Below are 24368 nucleotides of genomic sequence, written 5' to 3'. Positions count from 1 at the left end.
CATCGCGAGCGGAGTGATCCGGGATCTCTCCGCTCACCCGCTCCCTTAGCTGCCACGTTTGCCAGCAAATATGGGTAATGGAGTCACGTTTTACGTGAAACGTCTCGGAACGCGACCGCAGTGTTTCACGTGAAACGAAGAAGTGGAACAAAGGCTAGTTGTACAATGAAGAACTAGGGCTACTTCCCAACGCAGAACTTCTGAAAAATCGCCCCCAGGACGTCCTCGACATCCACCCGACCCAGCAGCCGGCCCAAGGCATAGGCCGCAGCGCGCAGCTCTTCGGCGGCAAGCTCCTCGCCGTCTTCTACAAGCTCCAGACTCCGCCGCAAGCTGTCCGACGCCCGGCGCAGCAAATCCCGCTGCCGGGCCCGGGTCACCAACGCGCCCTCAGTCGTTCCGAAGAAGTCGGCGGCGAATTTCACCATAGCATCGACCAGCGCGGGAATGCCGTCCCCCCGGCTGGCGGCGATTCCGAACTCACCGTACAGGCCGACGTCCTCGACCCCGCCGAGATCGATCTTGTTGCGCACGATCCAGACCGAACCGCCGGAGCGGCTGCCTGCATTGCCGGACTTCCCCAGCAACGGCATTGCGGCCGGATCGACCGCGCGCCCCGCCTCCACCAGCCACAACACGAGGTCGGCGTCTTCGGCTCGGGCTCGCGCCCGGCGAACACCCTCCTGCTCCACCGGATCGTCGGTCTCGCGAATGCCGGCCGTGTCGATCACCGTGACGGGATAGCCATCAAGATCGAGCTGCACCTCGATCACATCGCGTGTCGTGCCGGCATGCGGCGAGACGATCGCGACGTCGCGGCGCGCGAGCTGGTTGATCAGCGTCGACTTGCCGACATTCGGCTCGCCCGCGATCGCAACCACCAGGCCGTCGCGCAAGCGTTCAGCTTGTCCCTGTGCCGCAAGGACTTCTGCGATTTCGTCATGCAGCGCACTGATCGCCTTGACCGCAGGCGCTCTCAACTCGGCGGGCACATCGCCCTCGTCGGAGAAATCGATGCCGGCCTCGATCAAGGCCGAGGCGTCGATGATGCGCTCGCGCCAGTCGCGCGCGCGATTGCCGAGGAGACCCTGCAACTGCCGCAACGCCTGGCGGCGCTGGCGGTCGGTGTCGGCATGAATGAGATCGTCGAGGCCCTCCGCCTCGGTCAGGTCGAGCTTGCCGTTCTCGAAGGCGCGCCGGGTGAATTCGCCCGGTTCGGCAGCTCGCATATTCGGAATTACGGAAATTGCGGTAAACAGTGCGGCCAGCACCGCGCGGCCGCCATGGACGTGAAATTCGGCGACGTCCTCGCCGGTCGCGCTGCCGGGCCCCGGAAACCACAACACCACCGAATCGTCGATCGGCTGGCCCACGCCGTCATGAAGGAGCCGGCGGCTGGCCTGCCTCGGCGCCGGCAGCTTGCCCGCCAGCGTCGTCAGCACCAGGCTGGCGCCTGGCCCGGAGACACGCACCGCCGCAAGCGCACTTGGCGGACGGCCAGACGACAGTGCAAAGATGGTGTGGTCTCGCGGATACATAGCCTATTTGTCCGGCTGAAAGGGAAAAGGCAAACATCCGTTTCGGCTGACAAATCGAGCGATTATGCTGCTTGGATTCTCGCAGCAAAACCAATAGTGCGATGCAATAAATTCGCGAGCGTCTACTGCAAGAACCACTTGCAACGGAATGAGCGGCATCCCTCGATCCGCTATTCATAAATTATATCAACATCTTAGACGACGCCTACTCCAGACGACAACGCCCCGCCATGCTGCAGCTCGCTGCAACAAAGTCGCACAAAGAAAAAGGGCGCCCGAAGGCGCCCTTTGGATCATGTTGCACTGCAATCAGGTGTTCATCGAATCGAAGAACTCGGAATTGCTCTTGGTCGAGCGCAGCTTGTCGAGCAGGAAGTCGATGCCGTCCATCGTCCCCATCGGATTCAGGATGCGGCGGAGTACGTACATCTTCTTCAAGACCACCGGATCGGTGATCAGCTCTTCCTTACGGGTGCCGGAGCGCGAAATGTCGATCGCCGGGAAGGTCCGCTTGTCCGACACCTTGCGATCGAGGATCAGCTCGGAGTTGCCGGTGCCCTTGAACTCTTCGAAGATGACTTCGTCCATACGGCTGCCGGTATCAACCAGCGCAGTCGCGATGATCGTCAGCGAGCCGCCCTCTTCGATGTTGCGGGCGGCGCCGAAGAACCGCTTCGGCCGCTGCAGCGCGTTGGCATCGACACCGCCGGTCAGCACCTTGCCCGATGACGGCACCACGGTGTTGTAGGCGCGGCCGAGGCGCGTGATGGAGTCCAGCAGGATCACGACGTCGCGGCCATGCTCAACCAGACGCTTGGCCTTCTCGATCACCATCTCGGCGACCTGGACATGGCGCACCGCCGGCTCGTCGAAGGTCGAGGAGACGACCTCGCCCTTCACCGAGCGCTGCATGTCCGTGACTTCTTCCGGACGTTCGTCGATCAGGAGCACGATCAGATAGCACTCGGGATGATTATGCGCGATCGAGTGCGCGATGTTCTGCATCAGCACGGTCTTGCCCGTGCGCGGCGGCGCGACGATCAGCGCGCGCTGACCCTTGCCGATCGGCGCAACGATGTCGATCACCCTTGCAGACAGGTCTTTCCGCGTGGGGTCGTCGATTTCCATGCGGAAGCGCTGATTCGGAAACAGCGGCGTGAGGTTGTCGAAATTGACCTTGTGCTTGGCCTTTTCCGGGTCCTCGAAATTGAGCGTGTTGACCTTCAGCAGCGCGAAATAGCGCTCGCCCTCCTTCGGGCTGCGGATGTGGCCTTCGATAGTGTCGCCGGTGCGCAGGCCAAAACGGCGGATCTGCGAGGGCGAAACGTAGATGTCATCCGGGCCCGGCAGATAATTCGCATCGGGCGAGCGGAGGAAGCCGAAGCCGTCGGAGAGAACCTCGACGACGCCTTCGCCGACGATGTCGGTCTCGGCGAGCGCAAGCTGCTTGAGGATGGCGAACAGCAGCTCCTGCTTGCGCATGGTGCTGGCATTCTCGACCCCATTCTCTTCCGCGAACGAGACGAGCTCGGCCGGCGTCTTCGACTTGAGGTCCTGGAGTTTGATTTCCCGCATTGGGGTGGTCCTGTGGGGTAACCTGGGAGGGGGGTGCGAGGAGGCTCTGAAATGCGGACGCGAAAAGGTAAGGTCCGCAGGTCTGGCAAGGAGAGCGCCGGTGAGGCTTCAAACCTGATGGGGTGTCCGGCCTCTGGAAAGCTCAGACACGACCACATCCGCCTGCGTTGGGTGGGATATCGCTAATATAGAAAATCGCCTCACACTCCGCAAGCAGAAGCACTGAGCGATTGTTCGCGACCGCTGCCTAGAACGGCTTCACGATCACCATGATGACGATCAGAATCATCAAGGCAGTTGGTACCTCGTTGATAATCCGATAGAATTTCTGGCTCCGGGGGCGCCGGTCCGCCGCGAAATCCTTCAGCCAGCGCGAAAAAAAGCCGTGGACCGCGGACATCGCCAGGACCAGTGCCAGTTTTACGTGCAGCCAGCCGAAAGTGAACCAGTGTCCAGCCCAGGCGAGGTAGAGCCCGGCGAGCCAGGTCACGATCATAGCGGGGTTGATGATCGCCTTGAACAGCCGCCGTTCCATGATCTTGAACGTTTCCGACTGCTGCGAGCCGACTTCAGCCTCGCAATGATAAACGAACAGCCGTGGCAAATAGAGCATGCCCGCCATCCAGGAAATGACGGCGATCACATGCAGCGCCTTGATCCAGAGGTAGACGTCTTCAAACATGTCTGGGGGTCCGGATTCCTGCCCAGCCGAGGGGAAACGTTGGGGATAGTAAGAACTCGTTAAGGTCTTGCCTGCACACATATCCGTCCGTAGCGCCCTTCTCCAATAAGAATCTTAGATTCTTAAGGTTTGAGTCTATGTGACGGTGAATTGGACTCACACATCTCCGTCCGCCCGTTCACACGCGCTTGTTCACATCCATCAACATATCCTCTGACAGCTCCGGCCGCTTTCGATAAGTCGGTCAGCTTCAAAGGCTTGCGCGTTTCTGTCGGCAGCTTATCAAGAGGGTTATCGACGCAATCCCGTTTCCCTTTCGGGAGGGCGTCGAAGTTGTTCTCAGGGGCAGCGGTGTGAAGAAAATCCGCCGTTGTCCCGCCCCCGGTGTCGCACATCCCTTTCCGGGAGGTTAAGCTCCACAGAAATCCACAAACCACACCGACTCCATACAAAGGGCTTTTGTGCCGACTTCGAACAATTATTTCCATCTGCACCTCGTCTCCGACTCCACCGGTGAGACGCTGATCACGGTCGCGCGCGCCGTTGCCGCCCAGTACGCCAACGTGACCCCGGTCGAGCACGTCTATCCGCTGGTGCGCAGCCAGAAACAGCTCGATCGCGTGCTCGACGAGATCGAGGAAGCGCCGGGAATCGTGCTGTTCACGCTGCTCGAGAAGGATCTGGTTTCGAGGCTCGAGGATAAGTGCAAGGGGATCAATGTTCCGAGCCTGTCGATCATCGGGCCGGTGATGCAGTTGTTCGAGGCCTATCTCGGAGCTGCCACGACCGGCCGGGTCGGCGCCCAGCACGTGCTCAATGCCGAATACTTCAAGCGTATCGACGCGTTGAACTACACGATGATCCACGATGACGGCCAGCATGTCGAAGGGCTCGACGACGCGGACGTGGTGCTCGTCGGCGTTTCCCGCACCTCCAAGACCCCGACGTCGATCTACCTTGCCAACCGAGGCATCCGCACTGCCAACGTGCCGCTGGTTCCAGGCATTCCGGTGCCCTCGCAACTGGAGACGTTGACGCGACCGCTGGTGGTGAGCTTGCATGCGACGCCGGAACGATTGATCCAGGTGCGCACGAACCGCCTGCTCTCCATGGGGGCCGATTCCAGCAGCGACACTTATACCGACAAGCAATCGGTCGCCGAGGAGGTCGCATTTGCCCGCAAGCTGAGCGCCAAGCACGATTGGCCGCTGCTCGACGTCACGCGGCGCTCGATCGAGGAAACCGCCGCGGCGATCATGAAACTTTACAGCGATCGTCAGCGTAACCGGCCTTCTGAATAGCTTTGGGATAGTTTCGCGATGGGTCTCTGGCTCGGCAAATCTTCGTTGATCCTGGCCTCGCAGAGCAGCGCGAGAAAGATGCTCCTGGCGAATGCCGGGCTCGAGTTCAAGGCGATCACGGCTGATATCGACGAGCGCGGCATCCAGGCCGCCTCCGGGCTTTCTGGTCCGCGCGAGATTGCCCTGCTGCTGGCGCGCGAAAAAGCCAAGGCAGTCTCGGCCCATCACGTTGGAAGCACCGTCATTGGTGCTGATCAAACGCTGGCGCTTGGCGATCGCCTCTTCAACAAGCCAGCGGGCCGCGCCCAGGCGCTGGCGCAGCTGCGCGATCTCTCCGGCCATAGCCATGAGCTGAATTCCGCCGTGGCGATCGCACGCGATGGCGAGATCATCTTCGAGGACGTCTCGGTTGCCTGCCTCACGATGCGGCAGATGACCGAGGCCGAGCTTTCGGCCTATCTCGACATCGCCGGCGGCGCCGTCAGCACCAGCGTCGGCGGCTATCAGCTCGAAAGCCTGGGGATCCATTTGTTCGAGCGTATCGAGGGCGACCACTTCACCATTCTCGGCTTGCCGCTGCTGCCGCTGCTTGCGTTCCTGCGGCGCGAGCGGCTAGTTGCGGTGTGACTGGCAGATATGGTTGGGCGCTGATGCGGATCCTGGGACTGACCGGCTCGATCGGGATGGGCAAATCCACCACCGCGAAATTGTTCGCGGAGGCTGGCGTGCCTGTCTACGATGCCGATGCGGCCGTCCATCAGCTCTATGAGGGCGAGGCCGCACCCGCGATCGAGGCCGCCTTCCCCGGCACTACCGCGAACGGCAAGGTTGATCGGCCAAAACTCTCGGCGCGTGTGGTGCACGATCCTGCGGCCATCAAGCAGCTCGAGCAGATCGTCCATCCGATGCTCGGCGCTTCCCGGAAAAAGTTCTTCGCCGACGCCGAAGCCGCCAACGCGCCGGTCGTGGTGCTGGACATACCGCTGCTGTTCGAGACGGGTGGCGAGACGCGGGTCGATGCCGTAGTCGTCGTCACCACGTCTCCGGAACTGCAGCGCGAGCGGGTGCTGGCGCGCGGCACGATGGACGAGGCCAAGCTCGACGCCATCATCGCCAAGCAGACACCCGATGCGGAAAAGCGCAGGCGTGCCGATTTCGTGGTGGATACATCCCACGGACTCGAACCGGTGCGCGCCCAAATCGCGCACATCCTCGCCGACGTCGTTAAGATGCCGCAGCGGCGCGCCTGATTCGCCGCCTGACACGGCTTCCCAGATCATGCGCGAAATCGTTCTCGACACAGAAACCACCGGCCTTGACCCGTTGCGGGGAGATCGCCTGGTCGAAATCGGCTGCGTCGAGATGCTCAATCGCATGCCGACGGGGCAGAGTTTCCACGTCTACATCAATCCCGAAAGGGACATGCCGGCAGAAGCCTTTGCGGTGCACGGGCTGTCGGCCGAATTCCTGGCGACGAAGCAGCTGTTTCACGAGGTCGTCGACGATTTTCTGGAGTTCATCGGCGACGCGCCGCTGGTGATCCACAATGCCTCGTTCGACATCAGCTTCATCAATGCCGAGCTCGACCGGATCAAGCGCCCGGCGATCCCGCGCGAGCGGCTGGTCGATACGCTGCTGCTGGCTCGGCGCAAGCATCCCGGCGTGTCGAACCGGCTCGACGATCTCTGCTCACGCTATGCGATCGACAATTCACGCCGCACCAAGCACGGCGCATTGCTCGACGCCGAGCTGCTTGCGGAAGTCTATGTGGATCTGGTCGGGGCGCGGCAGTCGCAGCTGCTGCTTGCTTCGGAATCCGAAGAGACTCGCGCCAATGGGGCTGCCGATGCGCCTCGGCGGCAACGGCCGGCGCCGCTCACCCCGCGCATTTCGGACGCCGAGCGCGAGGCCCACCGGGCCTTCATCGCAACGCTCGGCGACAAGGCGATCTGGAACGAGTTCTTGCCCGCTCCAGCCGCCCCTTTGGCTGGTTAAGCCTGGCCGCTCGGCTGAGCGGCCATTTGCCGCTCCATGTTCTGGCGATAGAGGCCGACGAAGTCGACCGGATCCAGCATCAAAGGCGGGAACCCGCCGTCGCGCACGGCAGTGGCGATGATCTCACGGGCAAACGGGAACAGCAGGCGCGGGCATTCGATCATGACCAGCGGATGCAAATTGTCCTTCGGCACGTTGGAGATGCGGAAGACGCCGGCATAAGCGAGCTCGAACGAGAACATGATCTTGCCGGCGGTCTCGGCCTTGCCCTCGACCGACAGCGTCACCTCGAACTCCTGTTCGCTGAGATTGTTGGCGCTGACATTGATCTGGATGTTGATCTGGGGCGGCTGGCTCTGCTGCTGGAGCGAGCTGGGCGCATTCGGATTTTCGAACGAGAGGTCCTTGGTATATTGCGCCAGGACGTTGAGCTGGGGAGCCTGGGCCGCCTCGGGAGGGGTGCCGTTACCGTTGGTCATAAGAGTGTCTCCTTACCCGATTGGGCTGAATTTCGCGGCGGTTGGCTAACATAGGGCTACCTCGTTCCACAAGGACGAACGGTCCCGGATGGGGAATTCCGGCCACGCCCACAACTGTGGCGTTCACCCCGGCGATCCAGCGCAACTGCGCCTTAAACGATTGAAGATGCGCGATTTCCGGGCAGGATCGGGTTTCCCCTTAAGCATAAAACGCGCTACACTCGGTGCTGTGCCAAAAGGCGCCATTGGCCGGGCAAGATTTCGTGCCTACATCCCACGGACCTGACGCGCGGACCCAAAATGGTGATGTAGACTTGCCGTTCCGGTATGGAACGGTCTACTGGCCGGATCGATTTTCCCGGCACGATCCTTTCGAGACGGCCCCTTCTACAGACGACCAGAAAGCGAATACGACGTGGACATCTACACCATCATCTTCCTGGCGCTGGCGGTCTTCATCTTTCTGAGGCTGCGCAGCGTGCTGGGGCAGCGCACGGGCAACGAGCGGCCGCCGTTCGACCGCAACGCGCTCCAGGGCGCCCAGGACAAGAACGTCGTCACCATGCCGGGCAAGGTCATCGACCAGGCTCCCTTGGCGCCGACGGCCGAGCCGACCCCGCCCTCCGACCGTTGGAAGGGCCTGACCGAGCCGGGCACCGTGCTCGCCCAGGGTCTCGACGCCATCGTCGAAAAGGATTCCACCTTCGATCCGCGGCATTTCATCTCCGGCGCCCGCGGCGCCTATGAGATGATCGTGCTGGCCTTTGCCAATGGCGACCGCCGCGCGCTGCGCGACCTGCTGTCGTCGGAGGTCTATGAAAGCTTCGATGCCGCGATCAAGGAGCGCGAGAAGAACGAGCAGAAGACCGAGACGCGTTTTGTCTCGATCGACAAGGCCGAGCTCGTCGGCGCCGAACTGCGCGACCGCACCGCCCAGCTCACGATCCGCTTCGTCTCGCAGATGATCTCGGCCACCCGGGACAAGGCCGGCAACATCGTCGACGGAAGCGCCGACACGGTCGCCGACATCACCGACATCTGGACTTTCGCCCGCGACATCACTTCTCGCGATCCGAACTGGAAGCTGGTTGGCACCGGAAGCGCGAATTAAGGTTTTCCTGAAGACCAGCGCGACGGCGCTTTGCGCAGGTGCCGTCGCGCTGTCGTCGTTTTCACTCGGCGCTGAGGCGGCGCGGCGCCACTATCGCAGCCATCACCATCATCTCCCGGAATTGCCTGCCGCGCCGCCGCGCGCCTTGCCATATCCGCAGCTTCCCCTGCCGCTCGAAATTCCCGGCGCCCAATATCTGCCGCTGGCCTGGGCCGACGTGAAGGGCTGGGGCGACGACAATCATCTCGCCGCCTACAAGACCTTTCGCGCGAGCTGCCGTCCGATCAACGCGCAGACCGGCGCTCCCGAACCGAAGGCTTTGGGCGCCTCGCTGGGCGAACCCTGCCGGGTCGCCAAATCGCTCGAGCTTACCGACGACGCTCGGGCCAAAACCTTCTTCGAGGAGAATTTTGCGCCGCTGCGGATCTCGCGCCTCGGCGAGCCCGATGGTTTCGTCACCGGCTATTACGAACCGGTGCTGGAGGGATCGCGCACGCAGACCGACGTCTACAATGTCCCGGTCTATCGCCGCCCCTCGAATCTCTTTGTGCGCGGTTACAAGCAGGATTCGGTCAGCCTGCCCAACAAGGGCCCGGTCTATCGCAAGATCGGCCGCCGCAAGCTCGTGCCTTATTACGACCGCGCCGAGATCGAGGACGGCAAGATCGCCGGCCGCGGACTCGAGATTGCCTGGCTGAAGGACCCGACCGATCTGCTGTTCGCCCAGATCCAGGGTTCGGCGCGGATCAAGTTCGACGACGGCGGCACGGTCCGGCTCAACTACGACGCCTATAACGGCTATCCCTATACGGCGGTCGGTCGCATCCTGATCGAGCGCGGCATCATTCCAAAGGAAGAGATGTCGATGCAGAAGATCAGGGAGTGGATGGCGCAGACCCCTGACGGTGCCAAGGAGCTGCGCCGCCAGAACCGCTCCTACATCTTCTTTCGCGAGGTCAATCTATCCGACAAGGAGGAGGCGGTCGGCGCGCAAGGCATTCCGTTGACGGCCGGCCGCTCGATCGCGGTCGACAAATCGCTCCACGTCTACGGCACCCCGTTTTTCATCGAAGGCGAGCTGCCGATCGATTCCGAACGCGCGAAGACGCCGTTCCATCGCTTGATGATCGCGCAGGACACGGGCTCGGCCATCATCGGTCCGGCGCGCGCCGATCTCTATTTCGGCGCGGGTCAGGATGCCGGCCGGGTCTCCGGACGGCTGCGCCATGCCATGCATTTCGTGATGCTGGTGCCGAAGAGCCTCGATCCCACAACGCGCGGCGCGCGGCTCCCGGTGCCGGACCCGCGGCCCTCGGAGAAGATCGCAAAGCTGTTTCCGCAAACGGAGCCTGCGAAGGACAAGCCGCCTGCCGAGCTGCAAAGCAAGAGCGAGACGGTCGCTGTCGCCGGTCCAGTCCCGCTGCCGGTGCCGCGTCCCGTGATCGAGCCAGTTCAGGAGCCGCGGCGGCCGGTGAAAAATCGCTCCCATCGGCAACAATGAAGCGATCGTCCCGTCCGCCCGTGCTGGAGCCTCGTCCCTCGCCGCGCCGTCGCGCGCTGAGTGAGGAAGAGCGCGCGCTGTGGGATACGGTCGCAAAGCAGGTCAAGCCGCTGAGAAAGCATCGTGCGGCGAAGGCGCAAGCTGCACCACGCACCGAGTCTTCGCCTGCAGCGCCCGCCCCCCGGATTGCGCCGTCGCCACGTCCGATTGCCGCTGCCCCGGCACCGCGCGCAGCGAAGCCGGCGGTGCCGCCGCTGGCGCCGCTCGGCAAGCGCGAGCGCACAAAGCTGTCGCGCGGGCGCAGCGAGATCGAGGCGCGGCTCGATCTGCACGGCATGACCCAGATGCGTGCCCACCGCGCGCTGAGCGGCTTCCTGCACCGCGCCCATCATGACGGCCTGACCTTCGTGCTGGTCATCACCGGCAAGGGCCGAAGCGGCGGCGAAAGCGGCGTGCTGCGCCGTCAGGTGCCGGAATGGCTGAGCCTGCCGGAATTCCGGGCCTTCGTCGTCGGATTCGAAGAGGCCGGTATCGGCCATGGCGGCGAGGGCGCGCTCTACGTGCGGATCAGGCGGGCGAGATATTAGAACGGCCGCACGATTCCGACGCGCGGGATCAATGTGACAATCAGGCCGAAGATATTTGTCGTCTGATCTTCCGCCGAAATCAGCGGCGTCTCGCGTGCGGCGGGCAGCATCTTCACCGCGTGCAGGATCAGGAACATGCAGACTGCCCAGTTCGAGATCCAGCGCGAATAGTCGAATACCATCGCGAACATCACGACATAGGCGAGGCTGACGCCGATCAGCGCCGCAATGACGAGGCGGCGATGCGTGTCGCTTGCGAGCGCGCCGATCAAATTCGCAAAATAGCGCCACAGCGGTGTGTGCAGCCAGATCAGCAGCGCGAACACGGGCACGCCGAGGATGTTGTGCGGCAGGCGGCCCCAGGTGTCGGAAATCTCCTTCGCCAACGGCTGATACCAGATGTAGGCAAACTGCAGCAGGTCGGTCCGCGACGGATCGGCCATCCGGCTCTTCAGATCGGCGACGAAATCCGCCTCCGGGACCGGCATCGTTCCCCAAAACTGCGCGGCGAAGAACAGCGCGGAGACGGCCAGCAGGGCCATGATGCCGAACGCGACATTGGTGCGATCGCAGCCATGCGCTAGATAATGCCTGATCACGACGATGGTGATGATGGTCGGCACATACATCAAGAGATGGATGTGGTGGATCAGGACGAGAACGATCGAGAACAGCGCAGCCAGCGCCACGAACAGCAGCGAGCCGGCCGGCACCAGCAGCAGGACGATCGCCAGCGCGCAGCCATAGATGTCGAAATGGCCGAGCGTGTGCATGAAGTTCTTGAGGAAGAACGGCGAGCCCGCGATGAAGACGAACGTCGGCAATGTCTTCGCGGTGAAGCCGAACGTTGTCTGGAATAGTCTTGCGTACAGCCCGAGCGTCACCAGCCATGTAGCGCCGCCGAGCGCGAACACCAGCCATAGCGGCACCTTGTCGGTGAACAGCGCGACGATCGTCCCGATCAGCGCGCGCTTGATGAAGCCAAAATGGTAATCGACGAGGAGGTGGATGTAGGGGACGTAAGGCGGCAGCTGGATCTTGTGAACGAAGACGCCAACGATGATTGCCGCGTTGATCGCGAGCAGCAGGCGCCAGGGGTTTTGCAGGAAGCGTGCGGTCACGCCGCATCCATAGCGCGACCGTCCGGAATTACAAAATGAACCGGCTCAAATCCGCGTTCTTGGCGAGGTCGCCGACGTGCTTCTGCACGAAATCGGCGTCGACCCTGACGGTCTCGCCGCTGCGATCTGGGGCGGTGAAGGAGATCTCGTCCAGCACCCGCTCCATCACGGTCTGCAGCCGCCGCGCGCCGATGTTCTCGACGGTGGAATTCACGGCCACCGCGACGTCCGCAAGCGCGTCGATGGCGTTGTCGGTGATGTCGAGCGTGACGCCTTCGGTCTGCATCAGCGCGACATATTGCTTGATCAGCGAAGCCTCCGGCTCGGTCAGGATGCGGCGCATGTCGTCACGGGTCAGCGCCTGCAGCTCGACGCGGATCGGCAGGCGGCCCTGCAATTCCGGCAGCAAATCGGACGGTTTTGCGACGTGGAAGGCGCCTGAGGCAATGAACAGGATGTGGTCGGTCTTCACCGCGCCGTGCTTGGTCGAGACGGTGGTGCCCTCGATCAGCGGCAGCAGGTCGCGCTGCACGCCCTCGCGCGAGACGTCGCCGCCGGCGCGGCCTTCGCGGGCGCAGATCTTGTCGATCTCGTCCAGGAACACGATGCCGTTGTTCTCGACCGCACTGATCGCCTCCATCGTCAACTGATCGCTGTCGAGCAGCTTGTCGGATTCCTCGTTGATGAGGATCTCGTGCGAGCTCTCCACCGTCAGCCGCCGCGTCTTGCTGCGTCCGCCGAGCTTGCCGAAGATGTCGCCGATCGAAACCGCGCCCATCTGCGCGCCAGGCATGCCCGGGATCTCGAACATCGGAAAGCCGCTGCCGCCGCCTTGCGTCTCGATCTCGATTTCCTTGTCGTTGAGCTCGCCCGCGCGCAGCTTCTTGCGGAAGGAGTCCCGCGTCGCGGCGCTGGAATTGGCGCCGACCAGGGCATCAAGTACGCGCTCCTCAGCGGCGAGCTGCGCACGTGCCTGCACGTCTTTGCGCTTGCGCTCGCGGACCTGAGAAATCGCGACCTCGACGAGATCGCGCACGATCTGCTCGACGTCGCGGCCGACATAGCCGACCTCGGTGAATTTCGTCGCCTCGACCTTCAGGAACGGCGCGTTGGCAAGCTTGGCGAGCCGCCGCGCGATCTCGGTCTTGCCGACCCCGGTCGGGCCGATCATCAGGATGTTCTTCGGCAGCACCTCTTCGCGCAAGGAGCCTTCGAGCTGCTGCCGCCGCCAGCGGTTGCGCAGCGCGATCGAGACGGCGCGCTTGGCATCGGCCTGGCCGACGATGAAACGGTCGAGTTCGGAAACGATTTCGCGGGGGGAGAAGTCTGTCATGGGACCTTAGCTAGGATCAGATGCGGGGCGGGACAAGCCGCTTTTTTTGGCCGTCAGATGATCGGCGGACCCGATTGCCATAGTTTCACGGCCTCGATCGGATGGATCAGCATCAGGATATTGAGCGTCAGATTGTCGCGAATATGCAGCGCCAGCATGATTTCGAAGGCGAGCCCAAGCAGGATGGTCACTGATACAGGCAGCAGGCGCGCTACGAGGAAGCCCAGCATCATGGACAAATTGTCAGAGATCGAATTGACGATGCTGTCGCCGAAATAATCCAGCGAGATCGTGCCGGCGCGGTAGCGTTCGATGATGAAGGGCGAGTTCTCGACGATCTCCCAGGCACCTTCGATCAGAATGGCGATGATCAGGCGGGCGGGCCAGGACAGAGACACGAACGGCAGCCGCGCGAACAGCAGCCAGGTCAGCCCGTAAAACAGGAAGCCGTGCAGGATGTGCGAGAAGGTGTACCAGTCGGCGATGTGCTGCGAATTCTCCGAGCTGTTCACCACGCCATGCCACAGCTTGACATAGCCGCAGGTGCAGATCGGCACCCGGCCCATCGCAAGCAGGATCGAGGCCTGCATCGCCAGCAGCAGCAGCGCGATGCCGACCCAGGCGAGCGGCGGAAACGCGGCCTTGCTCTCATGCGTGGTTGCCAGCGTCATGGCTCGCGCACCATCAGGAGTGCGGGCCCGTCGGGCGTCTCGACCATGCGGTCGCGGACAAAGCCGGCCTTCTCATAGGCGCGCACGGCGCGCGCGTTGAGCGGATCAGGATCAGTGACGATGCGCGGCAGGCCCTGCCGCAACTGCGCGTCGGCGAATTGCCGGATGAATGCCGAACCGTGCCCGCGCGCGATCATGTCGCTTTCGCCGATGAACTGATCGATGCCACGGGTGGCCTCCGGTTGCGGCCCAACACCCGTATTCCAGGCGGTCAGGCGGTAGCATTGAAGATAGCCGAACGGCTTGCCTTCGGCCAACACGATGAACTGGTCCATTGCCGGCTCGCCGAGATCGCCGCTCACGAGCGCGAACTGCTCGTCCGGATCGCCCCACCATTCCCGCACATGCGCTTCGCCCAGCCATCGCCGAATCAGCGGCAGAACGGCCGCGGTCATCGGGCGGAAGGTGTAGGCGAGGGCCATGGCCTACCCGGCCGACAGCGCTTCGATGGTCACATTGCGGTTGGTGTAGACGCAGATATCGGCGGCGATGTCGAGGGAGCGGCGGACGATGGTCTCGGCGTCCTTGTCGGTGTCCAGTAGGGCGCGGGCGGCCGCCAGCGCGTAATTCCCGCCGGAGCCGATCGCCATGACGCCGGCTTCGGGCTCCAACACGTCGCCGGTGCCTGTCAGCACCAGGGAGACGTCCTTGTCGGCGACGATCATCATGGCCTCCAGCCGCCGCAAATAACGGTCGGTGCGCCAGTCCTTGGCGAGCTCGACGGCGGCCCGGGTCAATTGCCCCGGATATTGCTCGAGTTTGGCTTCCAGACGCTCGAACAGCGTGAAGGCGTCGGCGGTGGCGCCGGCAAAGCCGCCGATGACGTCGCCCTTGCCGAGTTTCCGGACCTTCCTGGCGTTGTGCTTGATCACGGTCTGGCCGATCGAGACCTGGCCGTCGCCGCCGACCACCACCTTGCCGCCCTTGCGGACCGTCAAAATCGTGGTGCCGTGCCAGCCCGGCGAGCTGTTTGGGGAGTCCTGCATGAATGATCCTCGTTGACCGGGCTGATTTAGGCGGTCGGGAGCGGGGGCACAACGGGCCGCTCCGGGCCCAATTTGCTCACCATAGGCAGAAGTAGAGGCCCGGCCAGCCGTTGCCGCAGTAGCGAAGGCGTCATTTGGCTGTTAAAAGACCGGCGTTTTCGGCCCGAACTAGGATGGAAGCGTGTTTTGATGCGCACCGCGACGATCAAGCGCAAGACCAAGGAAACCGACATCGAGGTCACCGTGAACCTCGATGGCTCCGGCGTGTCCAATATCGCGACCGGCATCGGCTTTTTCGACCATATGCTCGATCTCCTCGCCCGCCATTCCCGCATTGACCTCACGGTCAAGGCGGTCGGCGATTTGCACATCGATCATCACCATACCACCGAAGACACCGGCATCGCGCTCGGCCAGGCCGTCAAGCAGGCGCTCGGCAACATGGCGGGCATCACCCGCTATGCCGGCGTGCACATGCCCATGGACGAGACGCTGTCACGCGTGGTCATCGACATCTCGGGCCGCCCGGTCCTGGTGTTCAAGGTCGACTTCCCCCGCGACAAGATCGGCGAGTTCGACACCGAATTGGTGCGCGAGTGGTTCCAGGCCTTCGCCATGAACGCCGGCGTGACTCTTCACGTCGAGACCCTATATGGCGATAACAGCCACCATATCGCCGAGTCCTGCTTCAAGGGTCTGGCACGGGCGCTGCGCACCGCCGTCGCGATCGATCCGAAGGCGGTGGGCGAAATCCCGTCCACCAAGGGCTCGCTCGGCGGCTGACATCTTTCGGCCCGCGGCCCGCGCCGTTTGCGGTATCACTGAATTCCTAGGGAACGGGGCATCGCCATGTCCGTCTACACAGTTCATGCTCCCTCCCCCGCAGGATCCGATCTGCGCGCGACCGACAAGTTCGTCTTCGTGCGCGACGGCTTCCATTTCTGGGCGATGATCTTCGGACCGCTCTGGCTGCTGTGGAATCGGCTGTGGCTGGCGCTGATCGGCTGGGTGATCTTCGTTGCCGCCTTCAACGTCGGGCTGTCCAGCCTCGGTGTCGGCCGTTCGTCGATCTTTTTCGCCGACATCATCGTCGCGCTGCTGATGGGATTCGAGGCCTCCAGCCTGCGCCGCTGGACGCTCTCGCGCGGTAAATGGCGACAGCTCGACGTGGTGATTTCCGACGACGAGGACACCGCCGAGCGCCGCTTCTTCGAGCGCTGGAGCCAGAAGCAGCGCGGCATCGTCAACGATCAATGGGCCGTCGATCGCGGTGGCCCGCCGCCGACCCGCAACGTGCCGGGTCAGCAATTCTCCAACCCGCCGCCAATGCCGGCAGGTGGCATCATTGGTTTGTTTCCAGAACCGGGAGGGTCAAGATGAGCGTCGCCATCATCGATTACGGTTCCGGCAATCTGCATTCGGCCGCCAAGGCGTTCGAGCGCGCCGCGCGCGGCATGGACAACCCGCAAAAGGTGTTCGTCACCAGCGATCCAGACCAGGCCTACAGCGCCGACCGTCTGGTACTGCCGGGCGTCGGTGCCTTCGCTGATTGCCGGCGCGGGCTCGATGCCGTCAACGGCATGGTCGAGGCGATCACCGAAGCGGTGCGCGTCAAGGCGCGGCCGATGTTCGGCATCTGCGTCGGCATGCAGCTGTTCGCCACCCGCGGCAAGGAGCATGTGATCACGCAAGGGCTGAACTGGATGGGCGGCGACGTCGAGAAGATCACGCCGAACGACGAGAGGCTGAAGATCCCGCACATGGGATGGAATACGCTCGATGTGCTGCGCGAGCATCCGGTGCTGGACAGGCTGCCGCTCGGCCCCAAGGGCCAGCACGCTTATTTCGTGCACTCCTACCACCTCAACGCCACCAACGAGGCGGACGTGCTCGCGCGCGCCGATTACGGCGGGCCCGTCACCGCGATCGTCGGCAAGGACACCGCGATCGGGACGCAGTTTCACCCCGAGAAGAGCCAGCGCTTCGGCCTCGCCCTGATCTCGAATTTTTTGCGATGGAAACCGTGATTCTCTTTCCCGCGATCGACCTCAAGAACGGCCAATGCGTGCGCCTCGAACAGGGCGACATGGCGCGCGCGACCGTGTTCAACCTCAATCCCGCTGCGCAGGCGGCGAGCTTCGTCGCGCAAGGCTTTGAGTATCTCCACGTCGTCGACCTCGACGGCGCGTTTGCCGGGAAGCCTGTGAACGCGCAGGCCGTCGAGGCGATGCTGAAGACGATCACGATTCCGGTGCAGCTCGGTGGCGGCATTCGCGATCTCGCGACTGTCGAAGCCTGGCTCGAAAAGGGCATCACCCGCGTCATCATCGGCACCGCCGCGGTGCGCGACCCCGAATTGGTGAAGGCTGCCGCCAGGAAATTCCCCGGCCGCGTCGCGGTCGGGCTCGATGCACGTGGCGGCAAGGTCGCGGTCGAAGGCTGGGCCGAGACCTCGCAGGTGACGGTGCTGGAGATCGCACGGCGTTTCGAGGATGCCGGCGTTGCCGCCATCATCTTCACCGACATCGCGCGCGACGGCCTGCTCAAAGGCTTGAATCTCGATGCGACCATTGCGCTGGCGGATGCGATCTCGATTCCCGTGATCGCCTCCGGCGGCCTCGCCTCGATCGAGGACGTCAAGGCGATGCTGACGCCGCGCGCGAAAAAACTCGCCGGCGCGATCGCCGGCCGCGCGCTCTATGACGGCCGGCTCGATCCTGCGTCCGCCCTCGCCCTGATCCGTAACGCAGGCGCTGCCTAGGAGACCTCCGATGTTCAAGGTGCGCGTGATCCCCTGCCTCGACGTCAAGGACGGCCGGGTCGTCAAGGGCGTCAACTTCGTCGATTTGCGCGATGCCGGTGACCCCGTCGAAGCGGCGATCGCCTATGACGCCGCCGGCGCGGACGAACTTACGTTTCTCGACATCACCGCGACCCATGAGAATCGCGGCATCATGCTGGACGTGGTCCAGCGCACCGCGGAAGCCTGCTTCATGCCCCTCACCGTCGGCGGCGGCGTGCGTGAGGTGAACGACATCAAGACCCTGCTGCGCGCCGGTGCGGACAAGGTCTCGATCAACAGCGCCGCGGTGTCGCGGCGCGAGTTCGTCAAGGAAGCCGCCGAGAAATTCGGCGGGCAGTGCGTGGTGGTCGCGATCGACGCCAAGCGGGTCAAGCGCGCCGGTGGCGGAGAGCGCTGGGAGATATTCACGCATGGCGGCCGCAACTCGACCGGCATCGATGCCATCGAATATGCCCAGGAAGTGGTCTCGCTCGGTGCCGGTGAAATCCTGCTCACCTCGATGGACCGCGACGGCACGCGGCAGGGTTTTGACATCCCGCTGACCCGGGCGATCGCCGACAGCATTCCCGTTCCTGTGATCGCCTCGGGCGGCGTCGGCAATCTCGATCACCTCGTCGACGGTATTCGCGACGGCCACGCCACCGCCGTGCTGGCCGCCTCGATCTTCCATTTCGGGGAATTCACCATCCGCGAAGCCAAGGAGCACATGTCCCGGCGCGGGCTGCCCATGCGCCTCGATGCCTGACGACTCCCGTTCCTAAAAATGCTAAATCATCGGCGGGAACCGGCTTATCCCGTCAGAAACCGGCCAATCATCGGCCAAGGCGCGTTTTCCGAGTATTTGTATGCCGCGTTTCACCATCCACGATCTGGCCGAGACCATCGACGCCCGCGCGGCAGCGGGTGGCGAGGCGTCCTATACCCGCAAGCTCCTCGACAAGGGCGCCGAACATTGCGCCAAAAAGTTCGGTGAGGAGGCAGTCGAAACCGTAATCGCAGCAGTCGAAAACGATCGCGCGCATCTGATCGCCGAAGGCGCCGACCTGCTCTATCATTTCCTTGTGCTGCTCAAGGCCCGCGGCGTAAAGCTGGAAGAGGTCGAGGCCGCATTGGACAAGCGGACCAATATGTCAGGGTTGGAAGAAAAGGCGTCGCGTAAGGGCGGCAGCTAGCCGAGGTGGAGAGTCGCGTCATGGATATCCGCGCACCCGAGCAGCAGTATAATCCGTACCGCGTCTATACGCGCGAGGAGTGGTCGCGACTGCGCGACGACACGCCGATGACGCTGGAGCCGGGCGAGTTCGACCGGCTACGCTCGCTGCACGACCGCCTCGATTTGCAGGAGGTCGAGGACATCTACCTGCCGCTGTCGCGCCTGCTGTCGATTTATGTCGATGCGATGCAGCGGCTTTATTACGCGGAGCGCCAGTTCCTCAACATCCGCGACCGCAAGATGCCCTACATCATCGGCGTCGCCGGTTCGGTCGCGGTTGGAAAATCCACCACGGCCCGCGTGCTTCAGGCGCTGCTGGCGCGCTGGTCGCCGCGTCCCAAGGTCGAGCTGATCACCACCGACGGATTTCTGTATCCCAACGCCGTGCTGGAGCGGCAGGGCATCATGCAGAAGAAGGGCTTTCCGGAGAGCTACGACCTGCCGCTGCTGCTCAGCTTCCTCTCCGACATCAAGGCCGGCCGCCGCCATGTGCGCGCGCCGGTCTATTCGCATTTGACCTACGACATCGTGCCGAACCAGTGGGCCGAGATCGACCAGCCCGACATCCTGATCGTCGAGGGCGTCAACGTGCTGCAGACCGGCAAGCTGCCGCGTGACGGCAAGGCCGTGCCCGTGGTGTCCGACTTCTTCGATTTCTCGGTCTATATCGACGCGGACGAGGCGGCGCTGCGGCAGTGGTACATCAGGCGCTTCCTGTCGCTGCGCGACACCGCGTTCACCAATCCAAAATCCTACTTCAATCGCTACGCGCTGTTGTCGGACGAGGAAGCCACCGCCACCGCGATCGCGATCTGGGAACGCACCAACCTCGCAAATCTCGAGGACAACATCCTGCCGACTCGTCCCCGCGCGACCCTGATCCTGAAGAAGGGCGCCGATCACACGGTGGCGAGCGTGGCGCTCAGGCGGCTGTAGCAGCCTTGATGGACGGCGCCCTTTGTCAAATTTCGGGCTGAGTATCTTTTGTTGCAGACCGGCGAGGGGTATTTGGTTATGGCTTTCGGAAACGCAAACGGGCCCCATGGTTGATCGTCTCAGAAGCGCCGCCGAGCATCTCGAAGCACCGACCTGCCCGGACTGCCATATCGAGATGAAGTGGTTCCGCTCCGAACTGCTCGCGGACGAGCCGACCCCGATCATCGCGCATCTCTTCGTGTGTCCGCATTGCAAGCGCGCCGCCCAGGTAGACACCATGTTCAGGGGAGGCCAGGCGCCGCATGACAAGCTGTCTGCGCCGCGGTTTATGGCTTATGCCGCATAACGGTTCATCCCGTCGGAGCGCGCAGTGATGCCGGGCTCCCGGCCTGCTCCGCACCCAAGCTGACGTGCGTCGCCGGCAGGTGGCTCACTTGCCTGCCTTCGCGATCCAATCCGCAGGCTTGATGCGTCCTGCAAAGGTTGCGGGACCCGAGCCGCCGGCCTTGTAGACGAAGGCTTCACCTTCCTGCACGTCCCCGGCCTCCTTGCCGAAGGCATCGGCGATGTTGGTCTTGTGGGTGACCAGGAAGGTGTTTGTGCCGGCCTTGGGCGGCGCATCGACGAACTGCCGCACGGCCTGGCCCGCCTTTGCATTTGCACCGGTCGGATTTGCCATGCCCGACGCACTCGCGTTACTGCTGTCCGTCAATGCGTCGACCGGCTTGATCTCGCGGCCGGAGATCAGTCTGCCGGCCTCGATCGCGCGGTTCAGCCGGCTGGTGTAGACGTCGCCGATCGGGATCGCGAGTTCCTTGATGGCCGTCCCGATCTGGCGCGCCATGTCCCGGCCCTTTTCACTGAGCTGACGCTGGGCGCTCATGTCGTCGAATTTGAAAGGGTAGACATCCTTTTGGCTGTCGTCGGTAGCGGTGTGGCGAAACACCAGCACGTAGCCGCCTTGCTTGAGCGAGGCGATCAGTTGCGAGCTATCGGCCGCGGCGGCTTGAGTGGAACCACAGAGAAGGATCACGAAAGCGAGGCGGCAAAGCACGTTCATGCGAAATCCTCTGTTTAAATGCCCCAGAGGATGGTGACGTGCGACGCGGTCGATTTCAATTGTCGATTACCGGCCGAGATCAGGTTCCTATGAAATCCGAATCAAACCGCGAGCTGCCGCGCCGCCGCCAGTCCGGCCAGCGCCTCTTCCAGCTTCTCGCGATCGAGCGGCTTGATCAGAAACCCGTTCATGCCCGCTTCAAAGCAGGCGTAGCGATCTTCCACCAGCGTATTGGCGGTGAGCGCGAGGATCGGCGTGTGATGGCCGCCTCTAGCTGCCTCATGCGCACGGATTCGCTTTGTCGTTTCGATGCCGTCAAGCTGCGGCATCTGGATGTCCATCAGCACGAGATCATAGGGCGTGCCGGCCGATGCCGCGCCGAGCCAGGATTCCAGCGCGGCCTCGCCATTGATCGCGATGACGACGCGGTGGCCGAGTTTCGTCAGCAGCGAGCGCATCAACAGCGCGTTGATCTCGTTGTCCTCGGCGACGAGAACCGACAGGCCTTTCGCCGGTACCGCGGCGGTGGATGGGGCCGAGGGCTCCGGCGCGAGATCGGGCGAGGCGACCTCCGGGGGTAGCGTGAGGCGTGCGGCGAGCGAGGCCGCGCGCAGCGGCTTCACCAGGAAGCCCGTGAAGGCCGGCGAAAGTTTCTCGTGGCGCGAGCCGGACGTCAGCAGCACGAGGCGTTGCGTCGCATGACTGCGTGCGGCTTCGCCGAGGCGGTCGGCGGTGGCAGCGCCGAGCGCGCGATCGATCAGGACCGAATGCCATGAGCGTTCCGGCAGCAGCGCTTCCGCCACCGCGACGTCCGTCACCATGCAGGTCTGGCCGCCCCAGCGCTCCAGCCGGCGCGCGATCAAGGAGGCCTCGATGCCGTCGGCGATCAGCAGGATCGACTTGCCGGTGAGATCGGGGACGGGGAACGCCGTCTGTTCTGCGCCAGCGTGCGCTGGCGCGAGCGGAATCGCGACCTCGAAGGTCGAACCCTTGCCCGGCTCGCTCGTGAGCGTGATGCGGCCGCCCATGCGCTTGACGATGCGCTCGCTGATGGCGAGACCGAGGCCGGTGCCGCCATAGGTGCGGGCGACGCGTTCGTCGGCCTGCTCGAATTCGCGGAAGATGCGCTGTTGCGCGTCGGCTGCGATGCCGATGCCGGTGTCGCGCACCAGAAAACTGATCTCGTTCGGCCAGATGCCGAGCTCGACGATCAGCGCGACGCCGCCGCTCGCAGTGAACTTGATGGCGTTGCCGGCGAGGTTGAGCAGCACCTGGCGCAGCCGCGCGGCGTCGCCGACCACTTCGAGCGGCAGCCGCTCGTCGACATAGGCGGCGATCTCGAGCTGCTTCGCCTGCGCGCGCGGCGCGAGCAGCTCGGTGATGTCCTCGATCAGGGCCGAGAGCGAAAAGGGACGCTGCTCGAGATCGAGCTTGCCGGCTTCGATCTTGGAATAGTCGAGCAACTCCTCGATCAGCGCCATCAGCGCTTCGCCGGAGGTCTTCACGGCCTTGGCGTAGGTCGACTGCTCAGGCGTCAGCGTGGTGTCGAGCAGCAGCCCGCCCATACCGATGATGCCGTTCAGCGGCGTGCGGATCTCGTGCGACGCCATCGCCAGGAAGCGCGATTTGGCCCGGTTGGCGGCGTCGGCCTGATCGCGGGCGTCGGACAGCGCGCGCTCGGTCTCGGTGCGGTCGGTGACGTCGCGTCCGACGCTCTGCAATTCGGCGGGCTGGCCGGCGTCGAGGCGAACATAGCCTTCGCGCCAGGCGATCCAGCGCGCGCCGAGCGGGGTTGTGATCTTCTGGTCGTGAATGCGCGTGCCGTTGCTCTCGCGGGCGCTGTCGCCCTGCTCCAGCATGGCGAAATCAAAGCGCGTGCCGACCAGCGCGCCGCGCGCCTGTCCGGCAAGCGCGCAATAGGCGTCGTTGGCGAAGGTGATGCAGCCATTTGTGTCGCGCAGCACGATCAGATCGCCCTGCTGTTCGAACAGGCTGCGGGCGCGTTCTTCCGCTTCCTTCAGCTCCCAATTGCGGTCGATCAGCGTTTCGTTGTGGGCAGCCAGCGCCCGCATCCGCTTGTTGACGAAGCGCAGGCGCATGCTGAGCGTGGCGAGGCCGAGGCAGGCGAGCGCGAACAGGAAGCTGACGCCGATCGCAAATGCATTGGGATCGTAGCCGGACGTCTCGGACCGGCTGCCGGAGACAAACCCATAGGCGCCGCCGAAGGTCGCCGAGAAGATCATGAAGGAGCGGATCGCAAAGGCGATTCGGGGGTGCTGTCGCCTGAAGCGGCGCATGCGCACCTTGATCCGGAACGTCCGACCCATCGCCACCGACCCGACTGTTTTCTTAAAACGCTACGCTCGCTGTAAACGACGATGTGCCGCCGACCTTGCGAACAGTTTGAGGCCCTGCGACCGCCTCCAAACAGGGTTGACGAGGCGTTAACGGCGCAAAGCGACGCGGCTCAAAGCGAGGCGGCCTGGAGACGGCGGTGGCCGCCGCGGGCGCCGACGATCAGCGCCGCCGCCTCGCGCTGCGAGAAGGTTTTCGAGCGCACATAGACACGGTAATCCGCCGGCCCCTCGGTGGAGAGATAGATCACCTGACCGCCGTCGACGGGCTGCGCGGCAATCGAGATCAGGCGAGTCGAGGGGTTGGCCTGGCAGGACTCCGATTCCGAGCCGAGGCCGTCCTCGACGACGGCGAAGTCGGCCGCGTCCGCATCCTCGGTGATCTGAACCCGCACCGTGGCGCGCGCGGGATCATCGGTGAAGGCGACATGCACGCCGGCGGTCCAGAACAGCGACGTCAGCTCGACCGAGGTGTCGCCGAGGGCGATGCAGGGATGCGAGACCGATCCGATCTCGCTTCGGGCAAACACCGCGGCCGCCAACAGGGGAACAACCGACGCCAGGATCTTGAAACGCAACATGACGCGCTACTCGCCGGGCCCGGTACGGGGAACTGATGGGCCTTATGGTTTGCAGAGCGTAAAGGAAACTCGTTACCGCCGGGTTGATGCCGGTATCCGGGGATGAGGATCTCAGTCGGTCAGGCGCTTCTGTTCGTTTTTCGCTCGACTTCAGTGAGAACCAAATAGCTGTTTTTGCCGAAGCTGATCGCCCACAGCGCCGCCCAGGCACCCCACCTGTTCCTGACCTCGATCTCGACGGTTTGGCCGGGAGTGGTGCGAACGACGAGCGGCTGGCTCCTGCCCCAATCAATGGTCGCCTCGATCGTGCAGGCGCCGGCCGGCAGCGTGATCTCCAACACGCCGTTGCGCGCAAGCTTCCCAACGCTGGTCCCGTTGACCCACAGCTCGTATGACCTCAGCCAATCAGCGTATTGGGACGCACGAACAAATCTGATGGTGCAGGCATTGGCGTCGGTCATAGCTTCACTCTCGGGGAACG

28 protein-coding genes are annotated in these 24368 nt (G+C 63.6%); 15 read left to right on the top strand and 13 right to left on the bottom strand.

Annotation, left to right across the window (positions count from 1 at the left end):
- Positions 1–179 precede the first annotated feature (179 nt).
- From mnmE to hemJ, 3 genes are all read right to left on the bottom strand, one after another.
- Complete coding sequence (mnmE, locus tag IVB13_RS06920; RefSeq protein WP_247295821.1) at positions 180–1538, bottom strand: tRNA uridine-5-carboxymethylaminomethyl(34) synthesis GTPase MnmE; 1359 nt, start codon at positions 1536–1538, stop codon at positions 180–182.
- 309 nt (positions 1539–1847) lie between these two features.
- The gene (rho, locus tag IVB13_RS06915; protein WP_007598612.1) at positions 1848–3113 is read right to left on the bottom strand and encodes a transcription termination factor Rho; all 1266 of its coding nucleotides are present in this window, start codon (positions 3111–3113) and stop codon (positions 1848–1850) included.
- Positions 3114–3360: 247 nt separating this feature from the next.
- Positions 3361–3795: a protoporphyrinogen oxidase HemJ gene (gene hemJ / locus IVB13_RS06910; RefSeq protein WP_018459641.1), complete on the bottom strand. Its 435-nt coding sequence runs from the start codon at positions 3793–3795 to the stop codon at positions 3361–3363.
- Positions 3796–4256: 461 nt separating this feature from the next.
- On the opposite strand from hemJ, the gene IVB13_RS06905 reads away from it, so the two are divergent.
- The 4 genes from IVB13_RS06905 to dnaQ are packed head-to-tail and all read left to right on the top strand — an operon-like array spanning position 4257 to position 7091.
- Complete coding sequence (locus IVB13_RS06905; protein ID WP_018459640.1) at positions 4257–5096, top strand: pyruvate, water dikinase regulatory protein; 840 nt, start codon at positions 4257–4259, stop codon at positions 5094–5096.
- A gap of 18 nt (positions 5097–5114) precedes the next feature.
- Positions 5115–5723 carry a Maf family nucleotide pyrophosphatase gene (locus IVB13_RS06900; protein ID WP_247295824.1) on the top strand — a complete coding sequence of 203 codons (609 nt, stop codon included), beginning with the start codon at positions 5115–5117 and terminating at the stop codon, positions 5721–5723.
- Between the two features lie 23 nt (positions 5724–5746).
- The gene (gene coaE, locus IVB13_RS06895) at positions 5747–6346 is read left to right on the top strand and encodes a dephospho-CoA kinase (RefSeq protein WP_085349243.1); all 600 of its coding nucleotides are present in this window, start codon (positions 5747–5749) and stop codon (positions 6344–6346) included.
- Between the two features lie 28 nt (positions 6347–6374).
- Positions 6375–7091 carry a DNA polymerase III subunit epsilon gene (gene dnaQ, locus IVB13_RS06890; protein ID WP_018459637.1) on the top strand — a complete coding sequence of 239 codons (717 nt, stop codon included), beginning with the start codon at positions 6375–6377 and terminating at the stop codon, positions 7089–7091.
- Here dnaQ and secB read toward each other — a convergent pair.
- Entirely contained in the window at positions 7088–7570 is a 483-nt protein-coding gene (gene secB / locus IVB13_RS06885; protein WP_007598595.1) for a protein-export chaperone SecB, read from the bottom strand. The genes dnaQ and secB overlap by 4 nt on opposite strands.
- Before the next feature lie 415 nt (positions 7571–7985).
- Between secB and IVB13_RS06880 the strand changes: the two genes are divergently transcribed.
- Genes IVB13_RS06880 through IVB13_RS06870 form a run of 3 tightly spaced genes read left to right on the top strand, consistent with a single transcriptional unit; the run spans position 7986 to position 10769 of the window.
- Positions 7986–8681: a Tim44/TimA family putative adaptor protein gene (locus IVB13_RS06880; RefSeq protein WP_007604067.1), complete on the top strand. Its 696-nt coding sequence runs from the start codon at positions 7986–7988 to the stop codon at positions 8679–8681.
- On the top strand, positions 8659–10182 hold the full coding sequence (locus IVB13_RS06875; protein ID WP_018459636.1) for an MltA domain-containing protein: 1524 nt from the start codon (positions 8659–8661) through the stop codon (positions 10180–10182). The genes IVB13_RS06880 and IVB13_RS06875 overlap by 23 nt, the downstream gene beginning before the upstream one ends.
- Positions 10179–10769 carry a Smr/MutS family protein gene (locus tag IVB13_RS06870; RefSeq protein ID WP_018459635.1) on the top strand — a complete coding sequence of 197 codons (591 nt, stop codon included), beginning with the start codon at positions 10179–10181 and terminating at the stop codon, positions 10767–10769. Before IVB13_RS06875 ends, IVB13_RS06870 begins: the two co-directional genes overlap by 4 nt.
- Here IVB13_RS06870 and IVB13_RS06865 read toward each other — a convergent pair.
- The 5 genes from IVB13_RS06865 to hslV are packed head-to-tail and all read right to left on the bottom strand — an operon-like array spanning position 10766 to position 14940.
- Positions 10766–11890, bottom strand: a complete 1125-nt coding sequence (locus IVB13_RS06865) for a hypothetical protein (RefSeq protein ID WP_018459634.1) — start codon at positions 11888–11890, stop codon at positions 10766–10768. The genes IVB13_RS06870 and IVB13_RS06865 overlap by 4 nt on opposite strands.
- A gap of 28 nt (positions 11891–11918) precedes the next feature.
- Positions 11919–13223 (bottom strand): ATP-dependent protease ATPase subunit HslU, encoded by a 1305-nt coding sequence (hslU, locus tag IVB13_RS06860; protein WP_018459633.1) that lies wholly within the window; start codon positions 13221–13223, stop codon positions 11919–11921.
- Between the two features lie 53 nt (positions 13224–13276).
- Positions 13277–13894, bottom strand: a complete 618-nt coding sequence (locus tag IVB13_RS06855) for a DUF2585 domain-containing protein (protein WP_018459632.1) — start codon at positions 13892–13894, stop codon at positions 13277–13279.
- Positions 13891–14376: a GNAT family N-acetyltransferase gene (locus IVB13_RS06850; RefSeq protein WP_018459631.1), complete on the bottom strand. Its 486-nt coding sequence runs from the start codon at positions 14374–14376 to the stop codon at positions 13891–13893. The genes IVB13_RS06855 and IVB13_RS06850 overlap by 4 nt, the downstream gene beginning before the upstream one ends.
- A gap of 3 nt (positions 14377–14379) precedes the next feature.
- On the bottom strand, positions 14380–14940 hold the full coding sequence (gene hslV / locus IVB13_RS06845) for an ATP-dependent protease subunit HslV (protein ID WP_018459630.1): 561 nt from the start codon (positions 14938–14940) through the stop codon (positions 14380–14382).
- A gap of 189 nt (positions 14941–15129) precedes the next feature.
- Between hslV and hisB the strand changes: the two genes are divergently transcribed.
- From hisB to IVB13_RS06805, 8 genes are all read left to right on the top strand, one after another.
- The gene (gene hisB / locus IVB13_RS06840; protein WP_007604059.1) at positions 15130–15723 is read left to right on the top strand and encodes an imidazoleglycerol-phosphate dehydratase HisB; all 594 of its coding nucleotides are present in this window, start codon (positions 15130–15132) and stop codon (positions 15721–15723) included.
- 66 nt (positions 15724–15789) lie between these two features.
- Positions 15790–16320 (top strand): DUF2628 domain-containing protein, encoded by a 531-nt coding sequence (locus IVB13_RS06835; protein ID WP_018459629.1) that lies wholly within the window; start codon positions 15790–15792, stop codon positions 16318–16320.
- On the top strand, positions 16317–16967 hold the full coding sequence (gene hisH, locus IVB13_RS06830) for an imidazole glycerol phosphate synthase subunit HisH (protein WP_247488076.1): 651 nt from the start codon (positions 16317–16319) through the stop codon (positions 16965–16967). Before IVB13_RS06835 ends, hisH begins: the two co-directional genes overlap by 4 nt.
- Positions 16955–17701, top strand: a complete 747-nt coding sequence (gene hisA, locus IVB13_RS06825) for a 1-(5-phosphoribosyl)-5-[(5-phosphoribosylamino)methylideneamino]imidazole-4-carboxamide isomerase (protein ID WP_018459627.1) — start codon at positions 16955–16957, stop codon at positions 17699–17701. Before hisH ends, hisA begins: the two co-directional genes overlap by 13 nt.
- A 10-nt stretch (positions 17702–17711) precedes the next feature.
- Positions 17712–18488, top strand: a complete 777-nt coding sequence (hisF, locus tag IVB13_RS06820) for an imidazole glycerol phosphate synthase subunit HisF (RefSeq protein WP_018459626.1) — start codon at positions 17712–17714, stop codon at positions 18486–18488.
- A gap of 100 nt (positions 18489–18588) precedes the next feature.
- Entirely contained in the window at positions 18589–18915 is a 327-nt protein-coding gene (locus IVB13_RS06815; protein ID WP_007598445.1) for a phosphoribosyl-ATP diphosphatase, read from the top strand.
- 20 nt (positions 18916–18935) lie between these two features.
- On the top strand, positions 18936–19892 hold the full coding sequence (coaA, locus tag IVB13_RS06810) for a type I pantothenate kinase (protein ID WP_007598451.1): 957 nt from the start codon (positions 18936–18938) through the stop codon (positions 19890–19892).
- Positions 19893–19998: 106 nt separating this feature from the next.
- Complete coding sequence (locus tag IVB13_RS06805) at positions 19999–20238, top strand: hypothetical protein (protein WP_018459625.1); 240 nt, start codon at positions 19999–20001, stop codon at positions 20236–20238.
- 84 nt (positions 20239–20322) lie between these two features.
- Here IVB13_RS06805 and IVB13_RS06800 read toward each other — a convergent pair whose 3' ends face one another.
- The 4 genes from IVB13_RS06800 to IVB13_RS06785 all read right to left on the bottom strand — a co-directional run bounded on the left by IVB13_RS06800 (position 20323) and on the right by IVB13_RS06785 (position 24348).
- Positions 20323–20952: a histidine phosphatase family protein gene (locus tag IVB13_RS06800; RefSeq protein WP_018459624.1), complete on the bottom strand. Its 630-nt coding sequence runs from the start codon at positions 20950–20952 to the stop codon at positions 20323–20325.
- A gap of 101 nt (positions 20953–21053) precedes the next feature.
- On the bottom strand, positions 21054–23279 hold the full coding sequence (locus IVB13_RS06795; RefSeq protein ID WP_247488074.1) for a PAS domain-containing hybrid sensor histidine kinase/response regulator: 2226 nt from the start codon (positions 23277–23279) through the stop codon (positions 21054–21056).
- A gap of 140 nt (positions 23280–23419) precedes the next feature.
- Positions 23420–23887: a hypothetical protein gene (locus IVB13_RS06790; protein WP_247488072.1), complete on the bottom strand. Its 468-nt coding sequence runs from the start codon at positions 23885–23887 to the stop codon at positions 23420–23422.
- A gap of 119 nt (positions 23888–24006) precedes the next feature.
- Complete coding sequence (locus IVB13_RS06785; RefSeq protein WP_018459621.1) at positions 24007–24348, bottom strand: hypothetical protein; 342 nt, start codon at positions 24346–24348, stop codon at positions 24007–24009.
- Positions 24349–24368: the final 20 nt, after the last annotated feature.

The sequence above is a fragment of the Bradyrhizobium sp. 17 genome, from assembly GCF_023073515.1.
GTDB classification, from domain to species: domain Bacteria; phylum Pseudomonadota; class Alphaproteobacteria; order Rhizobiales; family Xanthobacteraceae; genus Bradyrhizobium; species Bradyrhizobium canariense_D.
This window is presented reverse-complemented; position numbering and strand designations above follow the sequence as displayed.